Raw genomic sequence first — 24247 nt, 5'->3', positions numbered from 1 at the left:
ATTTGATTCGTTGTTTCATAAGATTGATGTTTATATGGTTGAGGTTATTCGAATGTCACGGTTATGTTCCTGTCGCCGACTGCTGCCGATAATCCCGATGGCTTGTCGATTTTCCCGATTCGCGTATAGCTGTACGGACTGGAAAAGGTCTCATAGAACAAGACGAGACAACTGTTGCCCCATAGCATCAGGTCGCCGGCGAAGATTGTTCCGGGCGTAACAGTACTCGTGGGCAAGGCTGTCGGCAAGTAATAAAACTTTTCATTACCGGCTTGTTCGGTCATGTTTACAGTTATGGGCAACGATGCCTTGAACGCTTTCGTTGTGGCGTTATCCTCCAAAGTGGCCGTAAAAGAGGCGTTGCCGATAATGATACGTATTTGTTCGTTCATCGTGGGCGTATTACTGTCTTCTGCTGTTTCTCCGTTCGGCGGTTCCACAATCGGGGCATCGTTGGTCGAGCACGAGGAAATGTTTACGAAAAGGTAAAGGGTTAAAGCAATAATAAAAGGCTTCATTCGGTTTAAGAGTTTATGTTTCTGATGAATCGAGCCGGATTTCCAGCGACGATTGCATTGTCCGGTACATCTTTGGTAACGACCGAGCCTGCTCCGATAATGGCATTGTCGCCAATAGTCACATTGGGTAAGATGGTGGCATGTGCACCGATCCATGCACCTTTTCCTATATGAATAGGTGCATGATAGAGATTCTGGCGGTCATTGGGAGCGAAGCCGTGATTCAAAGTCGCCATCACCACGCTATGCCCTATCAGTGCTCCGTCGCCGATAAAGATACCGCCTTGGTCTTGAAATTGGCAACAAGAGTTGATAAAGACATTCTTCCCTACGTGGATATTTTTTCCGAAGTCGGTATAAAAAGGTGGGAACAGACGGAAAGAATTGTCTATCTTGCTGTTGGTAATTTGGCTGAATAGGGTGACGATCTCTTCGGGTGTGTGGTAAGAACCGTTCAAATCGAATAGTAGCCGGCGAGTGTCGTCGCTTTGTTCACGCATGAAAGCAATCATTTCTTCACCCGCCAACGGCTCGCCTGCGGCAATCATTTGTTGGAATCGTTTTAAATCCATATTATATTCTTTTTGCATGGTTGGTTTGACGATGTAAAATTACCGCCTATATTCTATAACGATAGTAGATGAATTACGGAAAGAATAACCCGAATTCCGGATTCTGTGATGCGTCTCTTTCTCTTTTCGTAAGTTGTTGTAATTTTGCACTGTATAAGAATGTACGGTTTGGCCGTACAGCTTTTGCAATTAGTTTTCTAAAAAGATATGAACGAAATTATTCAGTTGAACAGTGTCGATGTTTATAATAAGATGTATGGCTTGAAAACCTTGCATCCTCTGGTCTCGGTCGTGGATTTGAGGAAAGCGACCCGAGTTGTCAATCACGTGAAGATGAATTATGGCGTATATGCCTTGTTCTTGAAAAACGGAACGAATTGTACGTTGAAATATGGCCGACGGTATTATGATTATCAGGAGGGTACGATCGTCAGTTTCGCTCCGGGGCAGTTGGTTGGCGTAGATTCCGATGAGGACGAGATAAGCCCCGAGGTGTATGGATTGATTTTTCACCCCGATCTTATTTATGGAACGGCATTAGGGAAGAAGATAGGGAAGTACTCTTTCTTTTCGTATGAACAGAACGAAGCACTCCATCTTTCGGATCAAGAGCGGGAAATTATTATGGATTGTTTCCATAAAATAGAAGTGGAGTTGGAACACCCGGTGGACAAACACACAAGGGAGTTGTTATCGGTCAATATAGAACTGTTGCTCGATTATTGTTTGCGGTTTTACGACCGTCAATTCTATACTCGTGAAAAGGTTAATAACGATGTCCTTATCAGGTTCGAACAGCTTTTAAACGACTATTTCCGCAACGGGGAATCACAAGTGCGGGGACTACCTTCCGTCAGGTATTTTGCCGACAAAGTTTTTCTTTCTCCGGGTTATTTCGGCGACTTGGTGAAAAAAGAGACCGGGAAGACAGCGCAGGAATATATACAAGGTAAAATTATTGAATTGTCTAAGGAGTATATATTGGGCTCACAGCTCGGAATCAGTCAGATCGCTTATTCTTTGGGATTTCAATATCCCCAACATTTCAGTCGTTTGTTCAAAAAACTCGAAGGGTGTACTCCGAACGAGTTTCGTAATCAGGCGATGAGTTGAGAGCTATAAAAGCGGAGAGGATGCAGAAAAATCCGATAGCAGTTGAAGCTATCGGATTTTTTTGTTCGATAGGAAAGTTAGTGCTTGTAGAGGGCTTTCGCCAAGTCGGTCAGATTGTTTTCTCCTGGCAGAGAGGGGAATGTCTGAGTCATGGCCGAGATGAACCTCTCGGCGGTGGAGTTTTCCCGGAGGATTTGTTTCATTTTTTTCAGATAGTCGATTTTAAATTCAACCGATTCGCGTCCGGTAGCTCCGTCGTGACCTCCGATAAAGTATTCGCATCCCGATTTCAGCGCTTTCTCGGCTTCGGCAATTTCTGCATCTATGGCGGCCGGAGAACTTATTTGCAAGTAGCTTATGTGAGCTTTTACCGGAGTCCAGTGGGTGTAGTAAACTTTATTCCCGATAATGATACTGGCTGCGGGAAAGTCGGTGGAAGCTCCTTTGTCGAAGTAAAACTCTATATTATCCCACGTTTGTTTGCTGCCAAATTTAATTTCTTCTGCTTTCCCGGTCGGTAGCGGTACGATTGCATCGCCGAAAATTTCGGCGAAGTTCCGCATCATTCCGTCGTAGGTCGCTCCTTTTGTAAAGGCTGGCATACCTTCGGCCATTACTATATCGTGGTTTCCCGTCCCACCCACATGGTAATCGGTGATGATTGTCTGTACAGGTTTGTTCAACGAGGCCACATAAGCGTCGAATTCTGCCACATTATCTTTAAATAAAGGCTGTTCCAAGGTAATGAGTCCGTTTTTACCTTCTACGATGTAGCTTGCATCGTTCAGAGCATCGTTCGTGTAATACACGTGCAATTTGAAATCCTTCAAGTCCAGAACTTCGAATTTTCCTTTTGTTTGTGCCATTGCTGTAAATGTGATTAATGATAATAAAATTAAAATGTTCTTTTTCATAATTCTAGTTTTTATTAGTTACTAAATTATTGTTACTCTCTTTTTAGCTGCAAATATGAAACTATAATTTTTTCTTCACAAGAAGATACCTCGAAGTCAGATAGTTACTTTTTTGAAACCTTCGTTGAATACGAATGAGTTATTAAAGTGTGTTTTAACTTCTTTTAATATAACTGAATTTTACTGTTGCATTATCTAAGTTTCTTAATTACTTTTGTATTGTTATTGAAATATAATGATTATGGCTAAAATAGAAATTAAGGATGCACTTTTCCCCGATTGTCCTATTCGGAATATTCTTTCGCGTATCGGTGATAAATGGTCCCTGTTGGTTCTTTATACATTGAGTGGTTCGTCTGTTATGCGTTTTAATGTTTTGCAGAAGAATATCCCCGATATTTCCCAAAAGATGTTGACGGTTACCTTGCGAGCCCTCGAAGAAGACGGATTGGTAAAAAGAGTGATTTATGCCGAGGTTCCCCCGAGGGTAGAATACTCTTTGACCGACCGGGCGAAATCTTTGTTGCCTTGTATTGATAGTCTGATTGCATGGGCTGGGGAGAATATGGCAGCGATATTAAGCGATAGAATGCGGAGCAAAGTCGGGTAACTGCGATGTACTCTTTTATGAGTACGGAATGTAATGAACAATCGCTTTATTACGATTCTATGAAATTTTCGTTTCCTTTCGATTTTATTTCAAGTAAGGGGGTTTTACTTTCGAATTTTTTCGATTCGTATAATATTATATGTAGATAATTGTTGTATATTTGCATAAAGTGCAAATTAAAAAAAATATATTATGCGATCTATTTCCAACAGATTTTTTTATGCGATTGTAGTTCTGTTAAATGTTTTTGCGGCAGGGAGTATCTGTGCCCAACAATATCGTCCTATTGCGACTTGGCCCGATGAGACGAATGCTCGTATCGAGGAATTTCTGAATACGACGTTGACCGTTACCGACCGTAAGGTCGCCGTGTTCGATTGCGACGGTACGGTGTTCGGGCAAGCTCCTTACTATTTGGCCGACGAGGCGTTGTATGATTATGCCGATAAAAATTACAAGAACCGTAAAGATAAAGAATCGAGACAAAAGATGGCGATTCTCGACCGTATGGTAAAAGACGGTAATAACGTAGGGAAACCTTATGTGGAAGATAGGGTACATTTTTTGTCTGGCATGACTCCCGAGGAAATCGCTACCCTCGGTTACGATTGTTATATGCGTTCGTATAAGGGGAAAATGTATCCTGAGATGAAGGCTCTTATTTCCAACTTGAAAGAATATGGTTTCGAGGTGTGGATATTGACAGCCTCTCCCGAATTTTTATACCAAAGGTTTGTCGCTTCCGAGTTGGGAATACCTGTCACTCATGTGCTGGGGGTTAAGGGTGTCGTGAAAAACGGAGTCATGTCCGATGAAATCATTATGCCCATACCGCAAGACGATGGCAAAGCTCAGGTTATACCTACTTATATTAAAGCCGTGCCTTTGATTGTGGGCGGGAATAGCCGAGGAGACATGGATATGTTGAATGAATCGAGAGGATTGAAAATTGTGGTGAACCCCGACGATGTGACGGTGAGAGGCAAAGAAGACGGCCCGATGAGCGGGCATACCGTGAAATCGTATTGGGAAAAAGAAGGAGCTTTGATCGTTCATTGTAACGATGTTCGAGATAGGAACGTTTCTTTTAAAACCGCCGACTTCAAGATAAGAACTAATTTGGAGAATCCGAAGAAGTAAGTAGATACCTTAATAAAAAACAAATGATTATGAAAACTAAAATTTTAATGGTTGCATTGATGTTATTGGCTATGACTCCGGCTATTCAGGCAAAGTCGTCGACCAAGACCGTGGCTCATCGGGGATATTGGAAATGTGAAGGCTCTGCCGAGAACTCTTTGACTTCATTGCGAAAAGCTCATGACGTCGGTTGCTGGGGGTCGGAATTGGATATATGGTTGACTTCGGACGGTGGGTTGGTGGTAAACCATGACCCCAAAACATTGGACGGATTGAAAATCGAAGAAACGGATTTCAAGACCATAACGAAGTCAAAATTGAAAAACGGGGAGACTGTTCCTTCTTTGAAGGATTATTTAAAAGCCGGAAAGAAGTTGAAACCCATGATATTGGTGCTGGAACTTAAAACCCAATCTACTCCCGAAAGAAATATCGAGTTGGCTAAAAAGGTTGTGGATATGGTCAAATCGATGAAAATGGAAGGGCAGGTAGAATACATCGCATTCAGCAACTTGGTGGGAACGGAGATTATCCGGTTGGACCCGAATGCGAAGGTCGCTTATTTGAATGGAGATAAAACACCCGCCGAGCTTAAAGAGTTGGGGTATACGGGTCTCGATTATCATCAAAAGGTATTGAAAAACAATAAGAGTTGGATTCGGGAAGCTCATGATTTGGGCTTGACGGTTAATGTCTGGACCGTAAATAAAGCAGACGACTTGCAGTATTTTATCGATGAAGCAGCCGACTTTATCACGACGAATGAGCCGGAACTTCTGCTGGACCTTCTGAAAAAATAGGTTTCTTTATTTTCACCCCGGTGCTTCTTCTCCGGGGTGATTTTTATTTTGACGAAGTATAAAAATGCGTCATCTTGTATTGGAATGCTTCTTCTACGCTTGGACAAACCTTTCTGAATTTGGAGAACGTATCGGTAGAGACTCCGTATATACGGCAAATCGAAGCCATAGATTCTCCTTTTTTCAGGCGATCTATTATTTCAAGTTCGTTATCGATGAGTATTTTCAATTTGGTGATACTTCCCTTTTTCCGACCGAGAATGACTCCTTCTGCTTTTCGTAAGGCAAGAGCTTCTTTGGTTCTCATAGATATAAGGTTCCGTTCGATTTCTGCGACAAGACCGAATGCAAAGCAAAGGACTTTGCTGTTTATGGTATTATCGAATGCGTATCCGTCTTTGGTAGAGTAGATTGTAATATTTTTTTCAAGACATTTTCCCATAATGGCCATAATCTCTGTGAGAGTGCGGCTTAATCTCGATATTTCGGTAACGATGAGCGTGTCTCCCGGTTTTAATTGATTGATTACTCTCCCTAACTTCCGTTCTTTTTGATTCTTTTTTCCGCTTACAATTTCGGTTACCCATCGGCTGACTTCTATCTCTTTGGTGTGGGCGAAACGCCTGATTTCGTCTTGTTGGTTGACAAGATGTTGTTTACTGGTGCTGACTCTTAAATACGCAATTACCATAGTTTATCATTTAAAGTTAAACAAACATAGGGGGTTAAAGGTATTTCTTTTGAGTAAAAAAAATACAAAAAGAAGGGCGAATGGTTTTTCTTTCTGTTTTTATTGGGAGTTGGAGTCGATTATTTTATTGATTATTTATTTCTTCTGGCTCGTAGGAATAAGCCGATGTTTGGGCCATTCGATAATTGGTAGGGATTTATGGCTCATTGTTGGAGTGGCATTTTAAAACCTCCTCCCCTGCCGTGTCCCATAGCATTACGGGGTGTCGCAAAGCGATATAGAGGTCTTCTGTTAGAAAAATAAATACGAGGAAAGTATTTACCTCCCTCCTCCCTGCTGTGTCCCGTAGTATTACGGGGTGTTTTGCACAACAAAATATAGGGGAGGTGTCCGAAGGACGGAGGGGTTAGAAAATGCCGGCAATGGAGGAGTTTAAAACTGATGAAGCGACATTTCAGTCCTCTCCCTCTGCTCATCGTAGATGAGATAGGGGGAGTGCCCGTAGGGCGAGGGGGTTAAATCTTCAATCAAACGATAGTTCTCTGTCTCTCACCGAGTTGATCGGAATGAGGTTGTCGACAAGAATTTCATTGCTATTTATCTGCGGATTTTCTACCGAACCGATGTCTGGCGCGTGAGGAATAGAAAAAAGGAGCGGCATGCAATGCCGCTCCTTTTTTATGGTTGAAAGTAGTATCGGTTAAAATACGACTACTTTTTTATTTCCGATCAGATAAATACCGGCCGGTAATTCTATAATGTTGGTTCCCTCGACAAGTTCTATTTGTCGAACTTGTGCTCCGGTGAGTGCATAGATAGCGATAGGCATAGCTTCGGCAGTTTCGATGGTTACTTGACCTTTGCCGTTGATGACTTTCATTTCATTGGTGGCTACATCTTCGATACCGCTAGGTTGACCTTTTGCGATTGACAGCTCGACGATTGTCCAACGGGCAGCTTCATTGGCTTCACAAGTGTATTTGAAAGCGAAACGAATGGGCGCGGTGAGATCGTGCAGCTCGATGTTACCCGATTCGGTCGTTTCTTGGCTGGTAGCCCATGTTGCCATATCGGTGATTTCGGTCCATGAGGCATCGCTCGGTTGCGACATGATGCTGGGGTCGAAATCGGTTGAGTAGAACAGTTGTAAATCGTTACCGTTAAATGACTTTTGACTGCTGAACGCTAAAACTATATCTAAGGCTGTTACGGCGGGAGAGATTAAATAAGCCTCACCGACTCCTTTATTGAAACCATTAGCTTGAACCCCATAATTGGTCGATTCCCATTCTACTGTTCCCTCGGTTGTATAGGTGAGCCAATCGCCTAATCCTTCTGTCTTGAAATCAATTTGATAAGGAAGTGCTACCGATGTATTACGAACGGTCAGTGTGTATTGGGCAGCACCTTCTTGATAGGTGTTATCGGCAGCAGTGGAGGCTTTGATTACAGTTGTTCCTGCACCTACGAGTGTTACTACACCTTCTGTGCTGATGGTCGCTACTTCTTGGTTACTGCTGCTGTAAGTGATAGGCCTTGTTGGAGTAGCAGTAGCTGCACTATTGTAGGTGAATCCTTTTGTGAAGAATAAGGTTTGGTTTCCGTCTATTTCATTGAACGTTACTTCTACGGCTGTTCTGCTGTCTTCTTGTTTATAAAGAGTAAGGTGTTTTTGGGAACCGGTATAGCAAGCGAATCGATATTGATTGTTGTTAGCATTGAATTGTAAATAACGAGTATTTACACCAGCATTTTGGATTTTGAAAACTTTATTATTCTCATCGTATATAAAATTCCAACCGCATTCTCCGATTGTATAGTCATTGTATATATAGGCTTCATTATTGTTACCCTTAAATCCTACAAATATATTTCCGTTGCTGATAGAGTAATGATCGTCCGATTCTAGGGTAATGTCCCACATAACTGTTTTGTCGTCGGTGACGATTTTATTTTCGGTAAGATCTATTTCGGTGTTTCCAAAGAATTTCCCGGCATTGGTTGTATTCAAAGCCATTACCGAGTTGGCATCATCATTTGCTTGATAGACGATAATATATTTCCCTTCGGTTACGGCGTCATTAGTCACTTTTACAAATGTTTTGAGAGCTGCCGGATCTGTTACTTTCAACGTATATTCGATAAAAGAGGCGTTGAAAGTCGCTGTTTCGGCAACTTCGGCCTTGATTACAGTTGTTCCTCCGGCAAGGAGCGTTACCGTACCTTGTTGGTCGATGGTAGCTACTTCTTGATTACTGCTGCTGTAAACGATAGTGGCATCCGATTTCGTTGTGGCTTTGCTGCTGTAACTTCCGTCTGCCAACATTTTGGTTATGTCGCCAGTGATTCCGCTAAATGTTAATTCGGGATTTGATTTTCCCGTTTCTTCCAATTTGTAGAGTGTCAAATCTTTTTGGTTGCTATTTGACTGGTAACATGCAAACCACTTACTGCTGCTGTTATATTGCAAAAATCGATTACTATATTGTACGTTGGTGGCTCGAAAATTGTCTTTTTCCACAGAAAAATTCCATTCACATGTTTTTTCTTCAAAGTTTGAAGAAAGAGAGGCATTATTGCTATTTACACCAACGACATATGTTCCATTATTGTTAATGCTCATACCGTTTGCTGTTGTTGTAATCTCCCAAATAATAGATGCATCGGGACTAATAATAGCATTATCTGTAACATTGATTGCAGTAGCAGCAATTCTAGAACCATTAGCTTTATTTTCCATAGCCATGTTTTCATAAGCTATTACATATTTTCCATCGGTAAGTTCTTCGATAGAAGATATTTTTTTGTAAGTCTGGCTCCACACCGGGACAGAACCACAAACCAACGCTACTAATAAAATAGCTGTGTGTAAGAAGTAATTTTTTTTCATAGATGTATTGTTTTAGAGTTAGAATATTCTATATGGTTTATTTTGAGCCCATTGAAATTAGTCTAACAAAAATATAAAAACGAATCGGAAAGAAAAAGCTTTTTTGAAGGAAACTTTATATTTTTAATGAAAATGTCATATCTATTGTTTATTTATCTTTCGTCTCTGAGCCTATAAGCCAGTTGTTCACCATCTCTTTTCAACCCCTCCGGCTCTGCGAGCCACCTCCCCTATATTTTGCGTTGCAAAACACCCCGTAATACTACGGGACACAGCAGGGAGGAGGGAGAAATACTTTCCTCGTATTTATTCCCCTATACGGCTAACAGAAGATCTCTATATCGCTTTGCGACACCCAATGCTACGGGACACGGTAGGGGGAAATACCATACCAATAATGCTGCGCCACTCCCTCACAGTTCTAAAAAGGGTGTTGGCAATGCCACGTGGAACACGGCAGGGGAGAGGTGTAGAAATGTTCCCTTTGTCAAGGGAAAGATGGAAAGTCGGTAATTTTATGTCTTGTGCGGTGTGAAGTGCATTATATTCATGCGATGTAAAAATCCTCGATTATTCCTTCACAGGCATCTTCCAAGATATTCAATACATTCTCAAAGCCGTCGGCTCCACCGTAATAAGGGTCGGGGATACAATCTACCGGGTAATGTCGGCAATAATCGGTTACACGCTTTACTTTTGCGGCTTCTTCGGGAGAGTCGGCCATAGAACGGAGCGTATCGATGTTGTAATCGTCCATACCCAAAATCAAATCGAATTTCTCGAAATCATCGGGTCTTACAGGGCGACTGCGATGTTCCAGCAAATATCCGCGTCGGGCAGCGTGTGAACGCATGCGAGGGTCGGGTAATTCTCCGGCGTGACCGCTGTAAGTCCCGGCAGAGTCTACCTCGAAGCGACCGGTTATCCCCCGTTGTCGAAGCATATGTTTAAATACTCCTTCCGCAGCCGGCGAACGGCAAATATTTCCGAGGCAGACGAAAAGTATTTTAACGGGTTTCTTTATCTCCTTTTCCATTTTAAATCGAATTTAATCCAGCCGAGATTGAGTAGAGGCGGAAACAATAAAGAACAGGTGTACCGTTATTCTTCTATCCCGAACAACTCTTTCAAAATGAGTTTGGTTGCTCCGGCATGAGTCGAAATGTAATCACCTGCATTTTTTCTGGCAGAGGCTAAGTATTTGGGATTGGTTAGTAGTTTGTCGGCAACGGTTGCAAATTCTTGACTGTTGTGGATTGCAAAGCCGCCTCCGCATGCTATGAGTTCGTGGGCTTCTTTGAATCGGCGATGGTTAGGCCCGAAAATAACGGGTATGTCATATACGGCAGCTTCGGCAATATTGTGTATGCCGGCTCCGAATCCTCCACCGACGTAAGCGACGGTTCCGTATCTGTAAATGGAGGAGAGAAGCCCGAAGCAGTCTATGATGAGGCAATCATACGACTGTACGGTGTCGATTGTGGCTTGTGTGTAACGTATAGCCGGGCGTTTCAGTAGTCTCTCTATCGATTGCAAATGAGATTCGTGTATTTCGTGTGGGGCCAGAATGAGTTTGATATTATCGTTGTGATTGAAATATCGAGTAATGAACTCCTCGTCTTTGGGCCACGAGCTGCCGGCAATAAGTATCTTTTTCCCTTGTGCGAACGCTTCGACAAGAGGTAATTCTTTGGCCGTGCGACGAATGTCGCCGACCCGGTCGAAACGAGTGTCACCTACGATCGATACATTGTCGATGCCTATACTGGCGAGTAGTTGTCGGGAGCGTTCGTCCTGTATATAAAGGTGGGTAAAGTTTTTCAAAATGCGACGAAAGTATCCTCCATAAGAACGGAAGAATATTTGTTTGGGGCGGAAGATAGCCGAGACAATATACGTGGGTATATTCCTGCGTTTAAGTTCGTTGAGGTAGTTCGCCCAAAATTCATATTTAATAAATATGGCTTTCGTGGGTTTGGTCAAGTCGAGGAATCGTCTTACATTGCCCGGCAGGTCGAACGGAAGGTAGCAAATAAGATCCGCTCCCGAATAATCTTTGCGGACTTCGTAACCCGATGGAGAGAAAAACGTGAGTAATATTTTGGTATCGGGTTGCGCTTTTTTTATGGCTTCGATAAGCGGACGTCCTTGTTCGAACTCTCCGAGGGACGAGGCATGTATCCACAAATAACCTCCTTGCGGATCGGCATGCCGGGAGAGGTAATCGAAGATTCCTTTTTGTCCCTGAGTCAGTTTCCGGGCCTTGACATTTCGTATTCCGGCGAGTGCGACTAATTGTTTATAGCAATATATTCCAAAATTATAAATCAATTTCATAGCGGCGATTTTCTCTTGTCGGGTTACAAGATATTTTTCAGGTAACCTCGATTCTGTTTTCCCTTACGGTTTTTCCATGCTTGGTCGTCTATATAGAATCGTAGGGTGAGTTGCTGTTGAAAATCGAGGTTGCCGGGCGTATAATGCAGGTTGCAGGAAGCTATGCAATTAAGATAACTTTTGCGGAAAATGTAGGCGTATATATCCGTGCGATTATAGGTCGAAGACTGGTAGAACGGATCTCCTTGATTGAGCTGAGCTCCTAATTGGGGATAAAGGGGCATTTGCGAACCTCCTTTGTAAAATGTGTTATGTAGACCCAAGAAGCGCCATTCGGCCAATAAGTCTATGAGAATGCCTTGCGGGTGATGCCACGTCCCGACGTTGCGAAGCCGGTCGAGACTGATGTGATACCCCACTTTGAGGGTCAAGGTGTCCAACGGTGTGTATGTGGTTAAATCCAGTCCGATGTATGGGCTGGCGATGAGATTGTCGGTAACCGTATAGCGGCTATCCGAATTGCGAGGACGAGCCAAGTGGTTCATCACCAAATGCCCTCCCGCGAAAAGGTAGGGCAGGGGTTGCCACCGGCCGTTGAATACAGCCATGAAAGCCTCTCGTTTTACCTCGGTCTGTACTTGTCTCCAATCGATATAGAGCTCGGCGAATCCTTTGGCATGTATATACTGGAATAATGCACCTGCTATGTTGGGACGGAAGTAGGTGAGAGAATCGTATTGCAAGATTGCCGGTACGTTTTCGATTAATTGGGTACGGGGAAACATACCCAACGACATTCGGAATTTGGAGGTGTCGTAACGGTAATAGACCGTGGGGTGCACTTTGGCCTCGCGAGTGGATCCGTCGATGGGCTGTACCCATGAGGCTCCTGCCATGATCGTGCTATGTCCTATTCTGATACCGATTTCGGGAGACAAGCGTGTCCCGAAAAAAGTTTGGGACTGTGCTTTGGAATAACCGAACTCCCGATTGTCGAAAAATCCGGTCATATCTACGCTCCAAGCTATTTGCTGAGCCTTTGCAGGAAACAGTGCGGCAAGGAGAATAATCAAAAGCAGTGTATGTGGCAGTCTGTATTTCATTAACCTAAATATTCGATAGCCCGCTCGATACGCTTGATAGTCTCTTCTTTGCCCATGATTTCCGTAATGTCGAACATGTGAGGCCCTTTACATTCCCCAACTACGGCCAAACGGAAAGCATTCATGACGTTACCCAAATGGTAACCGTTCTGTTCGATCCAACCTAATACGACTTTTTCGGCCGGGGCAGACGAGAAGTCGTCCATATTGCGCAATATTTCGATGAGTTCACGCATTTGAGCGGGGGTCTCTTCTTTCCAGCGTTTTTTTACCGATTTTTCTTCGTAGGTAGTCGGTGCGACAAAAAAGAAAGCTGCTTGATCCCACAATTCTTTTACGAAACTTACGCGACCCTTTACAAGGCCTATGATACGGGCGACGGTGGATTTATCGGCTTTTATGCCTTTTTCTTCGAGAATAGGCATGAATAACTCGGTGAGCTCTTCGTTGCTCTTCTCCTGTATGTATTTGTGGTTAAACCATTTCCCTTTTTCATAGTCGAACTTAGCCCCGCTTTTGCTACATTTTTCGAGAGAGAAGAGTTCGATAAGTTCGTCCATCGACATGATTTCCTGATCGTTACCGGGATTCCAGCCTAACAGGGCGAGGAAATTAACCACGGCTTCGGGCAGGTAACCCGACTCGCGATATCCCGAGGATACTTCGCCGGTTTTGGGGTCGTGCCATTCGAGCGGGAATACGGGAAATCCCAACCGGTCGCCGTCTCGTTTGCTTAACTTGCCTTTACCGTCGGGTTTCAACAACAGGGGCAAATGGGCGAACCGCGGCATGGTGTCTTCCCAACCGAAAGCCCGGTAGAGCAATACGTGCAACGGAGCCGAGGGTAACCACTCTTCTCCACGGATTACGTGGGAGACAAGCATTAGATGGTCGTCGACGATATTCGCCAAGTGATAGGTGGGCAGATTGTCTGCCGATTTGTATAGCACTTTGTCGTCGAGAATGGACGAGTTGATGGTCACTTCTCCTCTGATAAGATCGTCGACTACGATGTCTTCGCCCGGCTCTATTTTGAATCTTACGACATATTGTTGTCCTTGTGCGATGAGGGAATCTACTTCCTCTTTGTCCATTGTCAGCGAGTTTCGCATTTGCATGCGAGTGGAGGCGTCGTATTGGAAGTTGGCGATTTCGTTTCGCTTGGCTTCTAATTCGGCGGGAGTATCGAATGCGATGTAGGCTTTTCCCGCATCGAGCAGTTGATTTACATATTTACGATAAATGTCTTTTCGTTCCGATTGCCGGTAAGGTCCGTAATTTCCGCCGTAGCTGACCCCTTCGTCGAACTTGATTCCCAACCATTCGAGGGCTTCGATAATGTATGCCTCGGCTCCCGGTACGAAGCGTTGAGAGTCGGTGTCTTCGATACGGAAGATCATATCTCCGTGATTTTGCTTGGCAAACAAATAGTTATAGAGAGCGGTACGAACCCCGCCAATATGTAATGCTCCCGTGGGGCTTGGTGCGAAACGCACTCGGACTTTTCTTTCGGACATATTCATATAGTTGAAAACTCGGCAAAATTAAACATTTTTTTTGTTTTTGGATATATAAACCGGCATATATTATATTGTGGGTGTTAAGAGCCATTTATATATTCTGTTTAATCGTTCAACTCGGCCAATATTTTTTGGAGAGCTTCGTCGGTCTCGAATAATTTGGATTTGCAGAATTTCAATAATTCGAGCGAACGTGTCGTGCATTTTTGCAGCTCGTCTATTTCGTATTCGTTGTTTTGTAATTTGTTTACAATCGTTTCCAACTCGGCTATCGCATCGGAGTAGGAGAGAGTCGTTTTTTTAGCCATATATATTTTATTTTGTTTTCGAAGGTTCTGTTTTTTCTATCCGGCTTGTCGTTTTGCCATCAGCAAAGATAGTCTCTATCGAGTCTCCGGGAGATAGCTCTGCGACACTTTTAACGACCCGGTTGCCGTGGAGGGTCAGGCTATATCCTCGTTCGAGTAGTGACTGGGGAGACAATAGCCGGACAGTCTTTTCCGTATGGTCTAGCTTGTTCCTTTCCGAATCGATAACGGCTCGTAAAGCGAGTTTGATTTGTTGAGTTAACAATCCGGTTTTATGTTTTTCTCCGAGTATCAGTCGTTCGATGAGCAGTGGAAGTGAGGAGGTCGCGCGTTGTATCGTCTGCTTTTCCCGGTCGATTCGACTACGGACTTCTGAGCTTACCGTGTGAGACAGATTGACGGCATATGTGTCGGCTTCGTGCATACGAGCGATAATCCATTCGGCTGCCGCCGTAGGGGTTTTTACCCGTGTGTTGGCTACCATGTCGATAACGGTGTCGTCTCGTTCGTGCCCGATACCGGTAATGACAGGTAGTGGGAATTGGGCTACATTGACGGCCAGAGGATAACTGTCGAAACTATTCAAGTCGGACGTCGCTCCTCCTCCCCGAATGATGACGACACCATCGAACAACTCTTCGTGCCGGTTGATTCGGTCGAGAGCATGAATGATAGATTGTTCTGTTTGGTCGCCTTGCATGGCCGCCGGGAAGAGAACAGTGTATATTTTGTACCCGTAAGAATTGTTTTGTATTTGATTCATAAAGTCGCCATAGCCGGCGGCCGACGGAGAAGATATGACCGCTATACGTTGCGGCAGTATCGGCCATGTGAGCTCTTTGTTCATGTCGGCCACTCCTTCTTCCCGGAGTTGTTGCAGTATGGCGGCTCGACGACGAGCCGCATCTCCCAACGTATAAGCGGGATCGATATCGTGCACGGTCAGGTTATAACCGTATAGCTCGTGAAAAGAGATACTGACTTGTATGAGAATTTTGATACCCGATGTGAACAGTTGTCCGGTCGACTGCTCGAACCACGGTTGCAATAATCGGAATGTCGTCGCCCAAATGGTGGCTCTGGCTTTGGCTACGGTTTTCCCGGATTGTTCTTCTTTCTCGATCAGTTCCAAATAACAGTGACCGGAAGGGTGTATTCTCGCCTCGCTGATTTCGGCGCGTACCCAATACCGTTCCGGCAAAGACTCTTGTAGGGTATTGCGCACGCAAGCATTTAGTTCGAGTAGTGAAAATTCTTTTTTCCCGGAGGTCATAACCGTTGTATTTTTTGAGTCCAATAATTTGATTGACAGCGGGCTGCCAGTATATATATCCCTTTTTTCAATGTGTACAAGGGCGTTTCAGAATTTTCCGAAACATTATACTCTTGTATAATAACGCCTTCCAAAGTGTATATGTGGAGGGTAATTGAGGTCTCGCCGATCGGTAGCCTTTTTATTTTTATGACGGGGATTCCTTCCCTGTCAATGATTTGTAGAGGAATATCTTCTTTTAGGGAGGGTTCGATTCCGGTTCCTTGACGATAGGCTGCATAGAAATCGGGTATGCCGTATCCCATGACGGAATCGGGTGTTAAAGATTGCGAACTGTTATTTTTGATGAGTCCGACGATTTCCTGTGCAGAAAGGTCGGGAAGAGCTTGTCGCAGACAGGCTGTAAGTCCTGCTATTATCGGCGCGGAAAATGAGGTCCCGTCTTTCCATGCCGTGTTTCCTTCGGGTGTTATTGTTGCGGCGGTAGCCCCGATTCCCATGATATCGGGCTTAATGCGGCCGTCGGCCGTAAATCCCCTGCCGGAGAAATATGCAGGTTTCAGATTGGGTGAAACTGCTCCTACCGTGAGAACGCCATCGACATCGCCCGGAAAAGTTGTCTTTCCCCAGGTGTTACCTCCTTCGTTCCCTGCACTTACCACGATGAGCAATCCTTTTTGTACTCCCATAGCGGCTGCTTGGGAAATAAATGCCGATTTGCCGTCAAGTTGATCCCATGTGTGGTTGAATCGGGAATCGTCGAATTCGGAGTAACCGAGAGAAGAGGTTATCACATCGGCTCCTATGCTGTCGGCATATTCGAGAGCCGCCACCCAATAATCTTCTTCTGCCGGATATTCCGTATCGGTATCTTCCGAACGCAAGAGCCAGTATGCGGCATCGGGGGCTGTACCGATAAAGACGGAACTGTCTTTGACCAACATGGTCGATAGGACGGACGAACCGTGTGTATCTCCGTGCGTGAAATCCATTTTCTTGTCTATGAAGTCCTGGTTCCCGATAATTTTATTTGGGTCGAACTTGGGATTGCGGTCTGCGTTGAAGAATCCACCATCGATGACGGCGATTGTCATTCCTTTTCCGGTGAATCCAGCTCGATGTAATTCGTCCCCATTGTGTACATCTATTTGCAGGGTGGCATCTCCGTAGGGATTCTCGGATTCCGATTCGATTTGTTTCTGCCTTTTTTTGAGGTTAGAGACAGGTTGTACGGCTATTCCTAAACTTTCGTGCTTTTTGACGAACGACAGAGAGGCGATTGCCGATAAGTCGGTTGTATCGGTCAATGCTATGGTGGCGGTGTTCAGCCACTTCGATGTGGCCAATATACGGGCTCCGAGTTCCGAAAGTTTTTTTAATCGGACGGGGTCTATGGGTAAATCGGTGGAGTCTATGGGAATATTCTGTTTTTCCCGATGGGCGATAGCCTGTTCTGATAAGAATTTCTCGGGTTCATCGACCGAGTGAACCGATTCGGGCTTGTCGTTGAACCATATCCGGTATTGTTGCTCTTGTGCTATATTATTGGCTGTGAAAGCGATGAAAAAGGATAATAGCAGTATCGGGCGTATCATAGAGCATACTTTTTTAATAACCGTTGATCGGCAATGATTCCACCGCCGATAATACAGTCGTTCTGGTAAATGACTGCCGATTGCCCCGGAGTTACCGCCGAAGCGTCGGATTGAAAACAGACTATCCATTCGTTAGGAGTTTCTCCTTTGCGAAGGGTCGCCGGTATAGCCGCACTGCGGTAACGAATTTGAACGTCGACTGGTTCCGATGTATTCAGAATGCCGGGTATGGTTTCGATAACATCGCTAATAACCATATTCCGGGTGAGCAGTTCCGACCGTTCTCCCAACCGTATCGTGTTTTTTATCGGATTTATGCGGGTGACGAACATGGGCTTCCCCAAAGCTATCTCCAATCCTTTGCGCTGCCCTATGGTATAGAATGGGAATCCTTTGTGCTGTCCGAGCTTCCGTCCGGCGGCATCGATAAAATATCCTCCTGTCACTTCCCGGTCTAAGTCGGGAAGTTGTTCACGTAAAAAGTCCCGATAGTCTCCCGGTATGAAACAAACTTCCATACTCTCTTTTTTTTCGACTTTTTCGTGGAATCCTTTTTTCTCGACGTATTGTTTTATTTCCTCTTTGGTGATGTCGCCTAACGGGAAAATGGTTCTGGCAAGTTCCTGCTGTCCGAGTCTCCACAAAAAGTAAGATTGATCTTTTTTAGGATCGGCGCCCCTGTTTAGTATGAAGTGATTATTTTTCCGTGAAATCCGAGCATAATGTCCGGTGGCGACCCATTGGCAATTCAACCGGTCTGCTTCCTGCAAGAGGTAATGCCATTTGAATTGTTTATTGCAAAGAACACATGGGTTGGGAGTATTCCCTTTTAAATATTCGTCGGTAAAACTTTTTATGACCGTTCTCTTGAAATCGTCTCTCACATCGAGAATGTGGTGTTCTATTCCTATCTTCTCTGCCAGTTCTTTGGCCTCTATGGCGAATTGAGGAATCGATTGTCCTTCGTTCGGGAAATGTCGGGGTAAATCCCACATGCGCATGGTGAGACCGATTACTTCGTACCCTTGTTCTTGTAATATCATGCATGCGGCAGAGCTGTCGATACCACCGCTCATGCCTATCAATACTCGTTTGTCAGAATCCATAGCGTTTCATGTTGCTGCAAAAATACGGAAAGGTGAAAACCGAATAAAATGTATTCGCTCATTTTTATGTCGAGTTGTATCCTGTTTCGCATCTATTGCAAAAATAGCGAACTTTTACGAAGCCAGATACAATCTGTTCATAAAAACGTATATGTTGAGAATGTTAAAAAACGGGGAGTTTTTGGACGTCTCATGGGAAAAAGAGTATCTTTGAAAAAATATTGGGAATATAAGCGTTTAGAATATTACCTCTATTCGGAATCAGCAAAATTCTTTTTATGGTGGGGTAATAGACAACTAAACGCCTACGCTTGTTATATGGACAAGCGTGGGCTGGTTGTTTATCCACCAAAGGTTTTGCTGAACCTCGAATAGGATAAACCATCAGGCTCACGCTTTTTTATTTTAAAGTTTTGTGGGTTTATTTTTGTTTAGACGAGATTACGAAAGAGGGGATTTTCCTGTTTATTTTCTGCGAAAAGACCATGAATTGAACTTGTGGGCTACTTATTGGGTCATAGCCCTTTTTTTCTGAGAATTGTTTGGTTAAAGAAATCGCAGAAAAGAGAAGAGAAAGCTGTTGATTTTACGGCTTTCTCTTCGTTATTTTTCCAAAAGTACTACGGCATAAGCAGAAATTCCTTCCTCTCTTCCTGTAAAGCCTAATTTTTCGGTAGTAGTGGCTTTAATGGATATATCTTCAAGATCGATGCCCATACATTCTGAAAGTGTTTTTTGCATGAGAGGAATATGTGGGTTGAGTTTAGGGCGTTCGGCACAGACCGTTATGTCGGCATTTCCTATCGAAAATCCTTTTTCTCGAATGAGCTCCACGGTCTTTTTTAGTAAAATCTTGCTGTCTATGTTTTTATATTCGTTGGCCGTATCGGGGAAGTGAAATCCTATGTCACGCATGTTCGCCGCTCCGAGCAGGGCATCGCATAAAGCATGAATAAGAACATCGGCATCGGAGTGTCCCAAGAGTCCGAGGGTGTGCTCGATACGTATTCCTCCTAACCATAATTCCCGTCCTTCGACCAATTTGTGGACATCGAATCCGAAACCTATACGTGTTTTCATCGTCTTCCCAGAAGGTCTTTAAGCCCGTCCATGTCGAACGAGAGGGTGAAACGAAGTGTTTGATCCAAAGGACTTGTTTGTGCTGTTGCCACCATATATGCCGCATCTATTTTCAATACGTTCAAGGAAAATCCGGCTCCGAAAGAAAAATATTTGCGGTTTCCTTTGTATTTGTTTTCGTTGAAGTATCCGGCTCTCAGGAAGAATTGTTGATTGTAAGAATATTCGGCTCCTATCGAAAAGTTTATTTCTCGAAGCTCCTCTTTGAATCCTCCCGGAGCATCGGTAAACGATTTGAATATACCGGATATAGGTGAGGTATTTTGCCATTTCTCTTTGGCTTCTTCATACTCTTCTTCTGTTTCGTAATTGGAAACTTGGGGGGTAGAAGGAACTAATAATTTGTTGAGATCGAGGTTCAACGATAGTGTGTTATATTCGGCTAATGGAAAAAGAAACGATGTACCTATTTTCAAATTAGTAGGTAGGAATGCGTTTTCATTACCTCCGTCATAAGATACTTTGGTTCCGATGTTGGAGATATTGAAACCCAAAGACCATTGGCATTCGTTACGACCTATGATGGGATAAGTCGTGTAGTATCCCGATATATCGGCAGCGAAGGCCGATGCACCCGATGCATCGGAAACACTCGATTCGTCGTAATGAAACCCTAAGTCGGAATAAATGTAACGGAATACGACACCCATAGAAAATTTATCGGACAATTTGCGGGAATATCCTACATCGAAAGCCATTTCATAAGGGGTTATGCTATTTTGTGCGTTTCCTTGATTATCGGTGAGTACGATTTCTCCCAATGAAAAATAGCGTAAAGAGGCACTTAATGCCTGTAAATCGCTGCTTCCCAATTTCCAATACCCCGCTAAATAGGCCAAATAGATGTCGTTTACCAGTTTGCGTAACCACGGTGTGTACGATAGAGATACACCTGCTTGGCTGTAAGCGAAAGCATATTTGGAAGGGTTCCAGAATTGAGAGTTTGCATCGGGGTCGGTGGCGACACCTAAGTCACCCATCGATGCTCCACGAGAATCGGGAGTTATGCTTAGCGAAGTGACTCCTGTATTGATAGGGTTGAATTCATTCTTGGTCGAATTTCCGTTGGCTGCAAAGGCATATACCGGCAAGAATAACGATACAAGAATAATTGTTATAATATAAAAAGACACTCTTTTCATCTTTGCTGACGTTACGAATTACATGTATATAATAAACAGAGAATCGTGGGGATTATTGCGTGATAACCACGATTTTTTTAGCGGGTGTAACGATTGTCCCGGCAGATGTTTCGAAATAACCCTTGCAATAGTATTGACCGGCCGATACTCTCTTTCCGTTGTTGTCTTGGAGATTCCAAGTCAAGGGGAACAGGTTATTCTCGGTCGTTTCATACGACCAGATTTCTTCGCCTAAGGTGTTAGTAACAGAGATTCGGGTATGTTTCGATTCTGTGACGTCGTTCCCGTTTTGGTCTTGACACGAGATTGTTGCTCTTTCGGTCGCCGGTTCTTCTTCAAGGGAGATGGTATATGTTTCGCTGTTCTCTTTGACTTCGAAAGCTATGGTTACTTCCGATGAATTTCCTAAGGTGTCGAATACTTTGAATGTAAGTGTATGCAATCCGTTACTCAGTCGAGGGAGGGGGTATATGAATTCTCCTTCGGGAATCTCGCTTTCTGCGATAGGCTTGTAATAGCGAGCGACGTTTTCTTCGATACATGTGCCATCGAGCGATAAGGTCATTTGTTTGCCTAAGCTGTTTCCGCTCCATATACCGGAAGGGTCCGAGAATTTACAAACGAACGTGGCCGGATTGTTTACTAATATTCCTTCGGTGAAGGAATCGTCGTTAATTCCGGCGAACTCGATGTCGGGGCCTTGTATATCTTCTGTTATCGGTTCGACAGCCGTGCTGACGATTAATTTATCGGTATATCCGTTGGCTTCTCTGCCCGATTCGTCATAGGCGTACAAATTTAGCAGCCCGGATTTCCCGGAATGTGAATTGTCAATCGGGAGTGCGACGGTGATTCGGAATGTCCCGTTTTGTATCGTGCCTTTACCGGTAGTCAATAAATCGGGGCGATGCGTATAAGTCCATGTTTTTTCGTCTTGATGTGCCAATGTGGTGAACTGTTTTTCTTTGTCATATAGGTTATAGTATATATAACCGTTGAAATCGGAAAGTAGCTCATTTTGGTGAGATCGTATTTCACCCTCCACCGTATAATTTTTGCCCGGAATCATTTCGATATTTTTTTCGCCGCTATTTCCGTTTATACGGGTAACTTGTATGGAATGTTCGGGGTAAGCAAGTTTTAAAGCCGGGTCTCCGATAAGAACGTAGTTGAGTTTGTTCTTGTCGATTTCGGTGTTGAAATCTCGTTTAGCCAGTTTTAAAACATCTCCTATTCGTAAAGGAGAACCATTGGAATCCCGATCAAAGAGTCGCTTCATTAATCGTCGATTGATTTTATCGTTGCCATCGGTATAAACCACACGGGTAGTCGTTATTAAGGCTATGGCTCCGGCAGAGGGGTTGAGGAATACGTTCTCTCCGGCTGAAACGTCTTCTGCGTCGAATTGGCAGTAGTCGCATGTGATGGTGATAAATAGGGGTAACCGCGTATTGGTAAGATGGTCCATTTCATATCGGGAAAATAATCCTTCTCCGGTAAATCCTACTTCGGGGTCATTGTGTCCTATATAATTGAAGACGAGCATACCTTCATTGAATTGTTTCATCAACTCCCGATTGGCTTCGGGGTATTTTATTGTTTGGGGATCCATATAATAGGAGTCGATGTATATTTTATTCACTCTGAATCCCAATCTCGGTTGAGAAGTATTTTTGAGTAAAAGGGTGTCACTTCCTTTATCGGCTTGTTCGGCGTGTATCGCTCCGTCTCCATCGTCGGCAGCTATGCAGATATTGTTTTTCCATGAGGAAAAGTCTTTGTCGTGTACATATCGATATAGTTTATCTACTACCAATCGTGCGTTTTTAATCGAGGAAATGGGAAAACGACCGATTCCTAAACATACTTTATCGACCTTTATTTCTTCGCCCGAATTGTCTTCCAAGAAACCGAAATAATCTTCTATAACGAATGATTCTCGTTCGTCGATACTTGTTTTCGATTGGTAGGTAAGTAACATGTTGCATTCGGGTGAATGTAACTTTTCCATAGATTTGCGGTTGTTGTAAGAACCGTCTCCGAAAAGAAGCAGATAACGCGGACGAACGTTTTCATTACCTTCGGCTCTGTCGTAAAACATTTTCATTAATCTTCGATAGGCCGAGGCATCGGGTGTTCCCGATGAAAATTCGTTGAAAATTTTTTCTTGTTCAATAACTGCGACGGTTAGTCCTTCTTCTCTGTGCAGCTGAGCTACGCGTTCGGCTTCTGTCTGTAATGCTGCTGGGGTGATGATCGTTAGTTCGGGGATATTCAATGCGTGTAAGTTTTGGTTTTCGATTTGCCGTACGAAGGACGGAGAAGGAAAATTTTGTTCCGGGTCGAACGCAATGAACTCTCTGAGTTGAGCATCTTCTGGTGTAAATGAGGTTGTGTTGTTATCGAATGAGGTTGTAATGTTTTTCGGTCTATGGGGCGTAGTGACGTCCCAAACCAATGTTGTGGCTGTACTGTTTTCTATTTGGTAATAATTGTCGGTTTGCCGGTTGATAAAACGAAAGCAGACTTGCCCGTTGTATAATTGTAACTTACGTTTATAATTGAGTCTGATGTAATCGAGATATGCCGATAGGGTTGTTCCAGTACTGGCGTAGCGAAGGCTTATCGTTGATTCTTCCTCGGCTCGGTTCACTGTTTTAAGTGGGGAAGCTACTCGAAGAAATTCATGGCTATCGTAATATTTTGTGATTTTGTTCGAGGTATTGGTCGGTAATTCGGTCCCATTGTAAGAAATGTGTATATACCCTTCGCTTCCACTGATTTTTGCTCCGAAAGATACTCTTATTTTTATCGGAGAGGGTTGTGCTCCCGATAGGTGAAACGTGAAGTCTTGATTCGAATTCGATAGAAAATCTTCACCGAAGAAATTTTGTCCCGTTTTGCCTACCGATATTAATTCTTTTTCGTGTAGGGCATAGTCGTCGAATACGGTAATCGGGGTATCGATCTCGGTCGGTAAGGAAGATGATATGGTAGGAAAGTCGGTAGATTCGATGTTTCTATCTGTCAGGAAATAGCAGGCATATGTAGAATAGGGGTGAAGCCGATGTACAAATTCTTGACTGGCAGAATCGAAAGACCATTTGGTAGTGCCTTGCGAATAAAAATATAGTTTGTTGTTATGTCGCCAAAGTGGAATTTGCGGTAGGTCGTCTATGTAGTTATCGCTGTTTGCAAATAGTTCATCGATGACGGTTCCTCCATATCCGAACAGTTTTATTTTTGAAGGGTCTGTAAAACCCCAAGCCCTCAAAGAGTCTTCTGTTATTTGGTAAATTCCTGCATCGGTTGTCGATATCTTTACCCAATTGCCTTCCGCTAATATGGAGTTTTCCGCATAGTCTTGTCGATCTCTTCCGTATGTAGGTTGGAGTAAAATATAAAAACAAGCTATAATGGATAATATTCTTTGTTTTTGTGTTCGCTTAATCGTATGAGGCATTGGTATAAACTA

21 protein-coding genes are annotated in these 24247 nt (G+C 43.7%); 4 read left to right on the top strand and 17 right to left on the bottom strand.

From position 1 onward, the window contains the following. Positions 1 to 44 precede the first annotated feature (44 nt). Both HMPREF9448_RS10285 and HMPREF9448_RS10280 read right to left on the bottom strand, forming a co-directional pair. Positions 45 to 518, bottom strand: a complete 474-nt coding sequence (locus tag HMPREF9448_RS10285) for a cyclophilin-like fold protein (RefSeq protein ID WP_008862506.1) — start codon at positions 516 to 518, stop codon at positions 45 to 47. A gap of 5 nt (positions 519 to 523) precedes the next feature. Continuing rightward, positions 524 to 1090 (bottom strand): DapH/DapD/GlmU-related protein, encoded by a 567-nt coding sequence (locus HMPREF9448_RS10280; RefSeq protein WP_040296231.1) that lies wholly within the window; start codon positions 1088 to 1090, stop codon positions 524 to 526. Between the two features lie 207 nt (positions 1091 to 1297). Between HMPREF9448_RS10280 and HMPREF9448_RS10275 the strand changes: the two genes are divergently transcribed. After that, on the top strand, positions 1298 to 2203 hold the full coding sequence (locus tag HMPREF9448_RS10275) for a helix-turn-helix domain-containing protein (RefSeq protein ID WP_008862504.1): 906 nt from the start codon (positions 1298 to 1300) through the stop codon (positions 2201 to 2203). A gap of 77 nt (positions 2204 to 2280) precedes the next feature. On the opposite strand, the gene HMPREF9448_RS10270 is transcribed toward HMPREF9448_RS10275, so the two are convergent. After that, positions 2281 to 3117, bottom strand: a complete 837-nt coding sequence (locus HMPREF9448_RS10270) for a hypothetical protein (protein WP_008862503.1) — start codon at positions 3115 to 3117, stop codon at positions 2281 to 2283. A 241-nt stretch (positions 3118 to 3358) separates the two neighbouring features. Between HMPREF9448_RS10270 and HMPREF9448_RS10265 the strand changes: the two genes are divergently transcribed. The 3 genes from HMPREF9448_RS10265 (at position 3359) to HMPREF9448_RS10255 (ending at position 5667) form a co-directional block, all read left to right on the top strand. Continuing rightward, positions 3359 to 3727, top strand: a complete 369-nt coding sequence (locus HMPREF9448_RS10265; protein WP_008862502.1) for a winged helix-turn-helix transcriptional regulator — start codon at positions 3359 to 3361, stop codon at positions 3725 to 3727. A gap of 192 nt (positions 3728 to 3919) precedes the next feature. Beyond that, on the top strand, positions 3920 to 4867 hold the full coding sequence (locus HMPREF9448_RS10260) for an HAD family hydrolase (RefSeq protein WP_008862500.1): 948 nt from the start codon (positions 3920 to 3922) through the stop codon (positions 4865 to 4867). Between the two features lie 29 nt (positions 4868 to 4896). Further along, complete coding sequence (locus HMPREF9448_RS10255) at positions 4897 to 5667, top strand: glycerophosphodiester phosphodiesterase (RefSeq protein WP_008862499.1); 771 nt, start codon at positions 4897 to 4899, stop codon at positions 5665 to 5667. Positions 5668 to 5710: 43 nt separating this feature from the next. Here the strand turns inward: HMPREF9448_RS10255 and HMPREF9448_RS10250 are convergent, their stop codons facing one another. The 14 genes from HMPREF9448_RS10250 to porU form a co-directional block, all read right to left on the bottom strand. After that, positions 5711 to 6358: a recombinase family protein gene (locus HMPREF9448_RS10250; protein ID WP_008862498.1), complete on the bottom strand. Its 648-nt coding sequence runs from the start codon at positions 6356 to 6358 to the stop codon at positions 5711 to 5713. Positions 6359 to 6881: 523 nt separating this feature from the next. After that, positions 6882 to 7019 carry a hypothetical protein gene (locus HMPREF9448_RS14650; protein WP_008862497.1) on the bottom strand — a complete coding sequence of 46 codons (138 nt, stop codon included), beginning with the start codon at positions 7017 to 7019 and terminating at the stop codon, positions 6882 to 6884. Positions 7020 to 7058: 39 nt separating this feature from the next. After that, positions 7059 to 9248 carry an Ig-like domain-containing protein gene (locus HMPREF9448_RS10245; RefSeq protein ID WP_008862496.1) on the bottom strand — a complete coding sequence of 730 codons (2190 nt, stop codon included), beginning with the start codon at positions 9246 to 9248 and terminating at the stop codon, positions 7059 to 7061. Positions 9249 to 9795: 547 nt separating this feature from the next. After that, positions 9796 to 10284: a low molecular weight protein-tyrosine-phosphatase gene (locus HMPREF9448_RS10240; protein ID WP_008862495.1), complete on the bottom strand. Its 489-nt coding sequence runs from the start codon at positions 10282 to 10284 to the stop codon at positions 9796 to 9798. Positions 10285 to 10349: 65 nt separating this feature from the next. Further along, positions 10350 to 11579, bottom strand: a complete 1230-nt coding sequence (locus tag HMPREF9448_RS10235) for a 3-deoxy-D-manno-octulosonic acid transferase (protein ID WP_198283349.1) — start codon at positions 11577 to 11579, stop codon at positions 10350 to 10352. 29 nt (positions 11580 to 11608) lie between these two features. Continuing rightward, positions 11609 to 12688, bottom strand: a complete 1080-nt coding sequence (locus HMPREF9448_RS10230) for a hypothetical protein (RefSeq protein ID WP_008862493.1) — start codon at positions 12686 to 12688, stop codon at positions 11609 to 11611. Then, on the bottom strand, positions 12688 to 14205 hold the full coding sequence (gene gltX / locus HMPREF9448_RS10225) for a glutamate--tRNA ligase (RefSeq protein ID WP_040296230.1): 1518 nt from the start codon (positions 14203 to 14205) through the stop codon (positions 12688 to 12690). The genes HMPREF9448_RS10230 and gltX overlap by 1 nt, the downstream gene beginning before the upstream one ends. Before the next feature lie 107 nt (positions 14206 to 14312). Continuing rightward, positions 14313 to 14516: an exodeoxyribonuclease VII small subunit gene (xseB, locus tag HMPREF9448_RS10220; RefSeq protein ID WP_008862491.1), complete on the bottom strand. Its 204-nt coding sequence runs from the start codon at positions 14514 to 14516 to the stop codon at positions 14313 to 14315. A gap of 7 nt (positions 14517 to 14523) precedes the next feature. After that, a complete protein-coding gene (gene xseA, locus HMPREF9448_RS10215) occupies positions 14524 to 15789 on the bottom strand; it encodes an exodeoxyribonuclease VII large subunit (protein ID WP_008862490.1) in 1266 nt (421 codons plus the stop codon). Beyond that, a complete protein-coding gene (locus HMPREF9448_RS10210; protein ID WP_008862489.1) occupies positions 15786 to 17384 on the bottom strand; it encodes a S8 family peptidase in 1599 nt (532 codons plus the stop codon). Before HMPREF9448_RS10210 ends, xseA begins: the two co-directional genes overlap by 4 nt. Beyond that, entirely contained in the window at positions 17381 to 18490 is a 1110-nt protein-coding gene (gene mnmA / locus HMPREF9448_RS10205; RefSeq protein ID WP_008862488.1) for a tRNA 2-thiouridine(34) synthase MnmA, read from the bottom strand. Before mnmA ends, HMPREF9448_RS10210 begins: the two co-directional genes overlap by 4 nt. Before the next feature lie 603 nt (positions 18491 to 19093). Continuing rightward, a complete protein-coding gene (ispF, locus tag HMPREF9448_RS10195; protein WP_008862486.1) occupies positions 19094 to 19570 on the bottom strand; it encodes a 2-C-methyl-D-erythritol 2,4-cyclodiphosphate synthase in 477 nt (158 codons plus the stop codon). Beyond that, entirely contained in the window at positions 19567 to 20772 is a 1206-nt protein-coding gene (gene porV, locus HMPREF9448_RS10190; protein ID WP_008862485.1) for a type IX secretion system outer membrane channel protein PorV, read from the bottom strand. Before porV ends, ispF begins: the two co-directional genes overlap by 4 nt. A 52-nt stretch (positions 20773 to 20824) precedes the next feature. Further along, positions 20825 to 24235: a type IX secretion system sortase PorU gene (gene porU, locus HMPREF9448_RS10185; protein ID WP_008862484.1), complete on the bottom strand. Its 3411-nt coding sequence runs from the start codon at positions 24233 to 24235 to the stop codon at positions 20825 to 20827. Positions 24236 to 24247: the final 12 nt, after the last annotated feature.

This window comes from Barnesiella intestinihominis YIT 11860 (genome assembly GCF_000296465.1).
GTDB lineage: Bacteria > Bacteroidota > Bacteroidia > Bacteroidales > Barnesiellaceae > Barnesiella > Barnesiella intestinihominis.
This window is presented reverse-complemented; position numbering and strand designations above follow the sequence as displayed.

Coding starts and splice junctions, on each gene's coding strand:
- HMPREF9448_RS10285 (WP_008862506.1), bottom strand. CDS start 518: ATGAAGCCTTTTATTATTGCTTTAACCCTTTACCTTTTCGTAAACATT.
- HMPREF9448_RS10280 (WP_040296231.1), bottom strand. CDS start 1,090: ATGGATTTAAAACGATTCCAACAAATGATTGCCGCAGGCGAGCCGTTG.
- HMPREF9448_RS10275 (WP_008862504.1), top strand. CDS start 1,298: ATGAACGAAATTATTCAGTTGAACAGTGTCGATGTTTATAATAAGATG.
- HMPREF9448_RS10270 (WP_008862503.1), bottom strand. CDS start 3,117: ATGAAAAAGAACATTTTAATTTTATTATCATTAATCACATTTACAGCA.
- HMPREF9448_RS10265 (WP_008862502.1), top strand. CDS start 3,359: ATGGCTAAAATAGAAATTAAGGATGCACTTTTCCCCGATTGTCCTATT.
- HMPREF9448_RS10260 (WP_008862500.1), top strand. CDS start 3,920: ATGCGATCTATTTCCAACAGATTTTTTTATGCGATTGTAGTTCTGTTA.
- HMPREF9448_RS10255 (WP_008862499.1), top strand. CDS start 4,897: ATGAAAACTAAAATTTTAATGGTTGCATTGATGTTATTGGCTATGACT.
- HMPREF9448_RS10250 (WP_008862498.1), bottom strand. CDS start 6,358: ATGGTAATTGCGTATTTAAGAGTCAGCACCAGTAAACAACATCTTGTC.
- HMPREF9448_RS14650 (WP_008862497.1), bottom strand. CDS start 7,019: ATGCCGCTCCTTTTTTCTATTCCTCACGCGCCAGACATCGGTTCGGTA.
- HMPREF9448_RS10245 (WP_008862496.1), bottom strand. CDS start 9,248: ATGAAAAAAAATTACTTCTTACACACAGCTATTTTATTAGTAGCGTTG.
- HMPREF9448_RS10240 (WP_008862495.1), bottom strand. CDS start 10,284: ATGGAAAAGGAGATAAAGAAACCCGTTAAAATACTTTTCGTCTGCCTC.
- HMPREF9448_RS10230 (WP_008862493.1), bottom strand. CDS start 12,688: ATGAAATACAGACTGCCACATACACTGCTTTTGATTATTCTCCTTGCC.
- gltX (WP_040296230.1), bottom strand. CDS start 14,205: ATGTCCGAAAGAAAAGTCCGAGTGCGTTTCGCACCAAGCCCCACGGGA.
- xseB (WP_008862491.1), bottom strand. CDS start 14,516: ATGGCTAAAAAAACGACTCTCTCCTACTCCGATGCGATAGCCGAGTTG.
- xseA (WP_008862490.1), bottom strand. CDS start 15,789: ATGACCTCCGGGAAAAAAGAATTTTCACTACTCGAACTAAATGCTTGC.
- HMPREF9448_RS10210 (WP_008862489.1), bottom strand. CDS start 17,384: ATGATACGCCCGATACTGCTATTATCCTTTTTCATCGCTTTCACAGCC.
- mnmA (WP_008862488.1), bottom strand. CDS start 18,490: ATGGATTCTGACAAACGAGTATTGATAGGCATGAGCGGTGGTATCGAC.
- ispF (WP_008862486.1), bottom strand. CDS start 19,570: ATGAAAACACGTATAGGTTTCGGATTCGATGTCCACAAATTGGTCGAA.
- porV (WP_008862485.1), bottom strand. CDS start 20,772: ATGAAAAGAGTGTCTTTTTATATTATAACAATTATTCTTGTATCGTTA.
- porU (WP_008862484.1), bottom strand. CDS start 24,235: ATGCCTCATACGATTAAGCGAACACAAAAACAAAGAATATTATCCATT.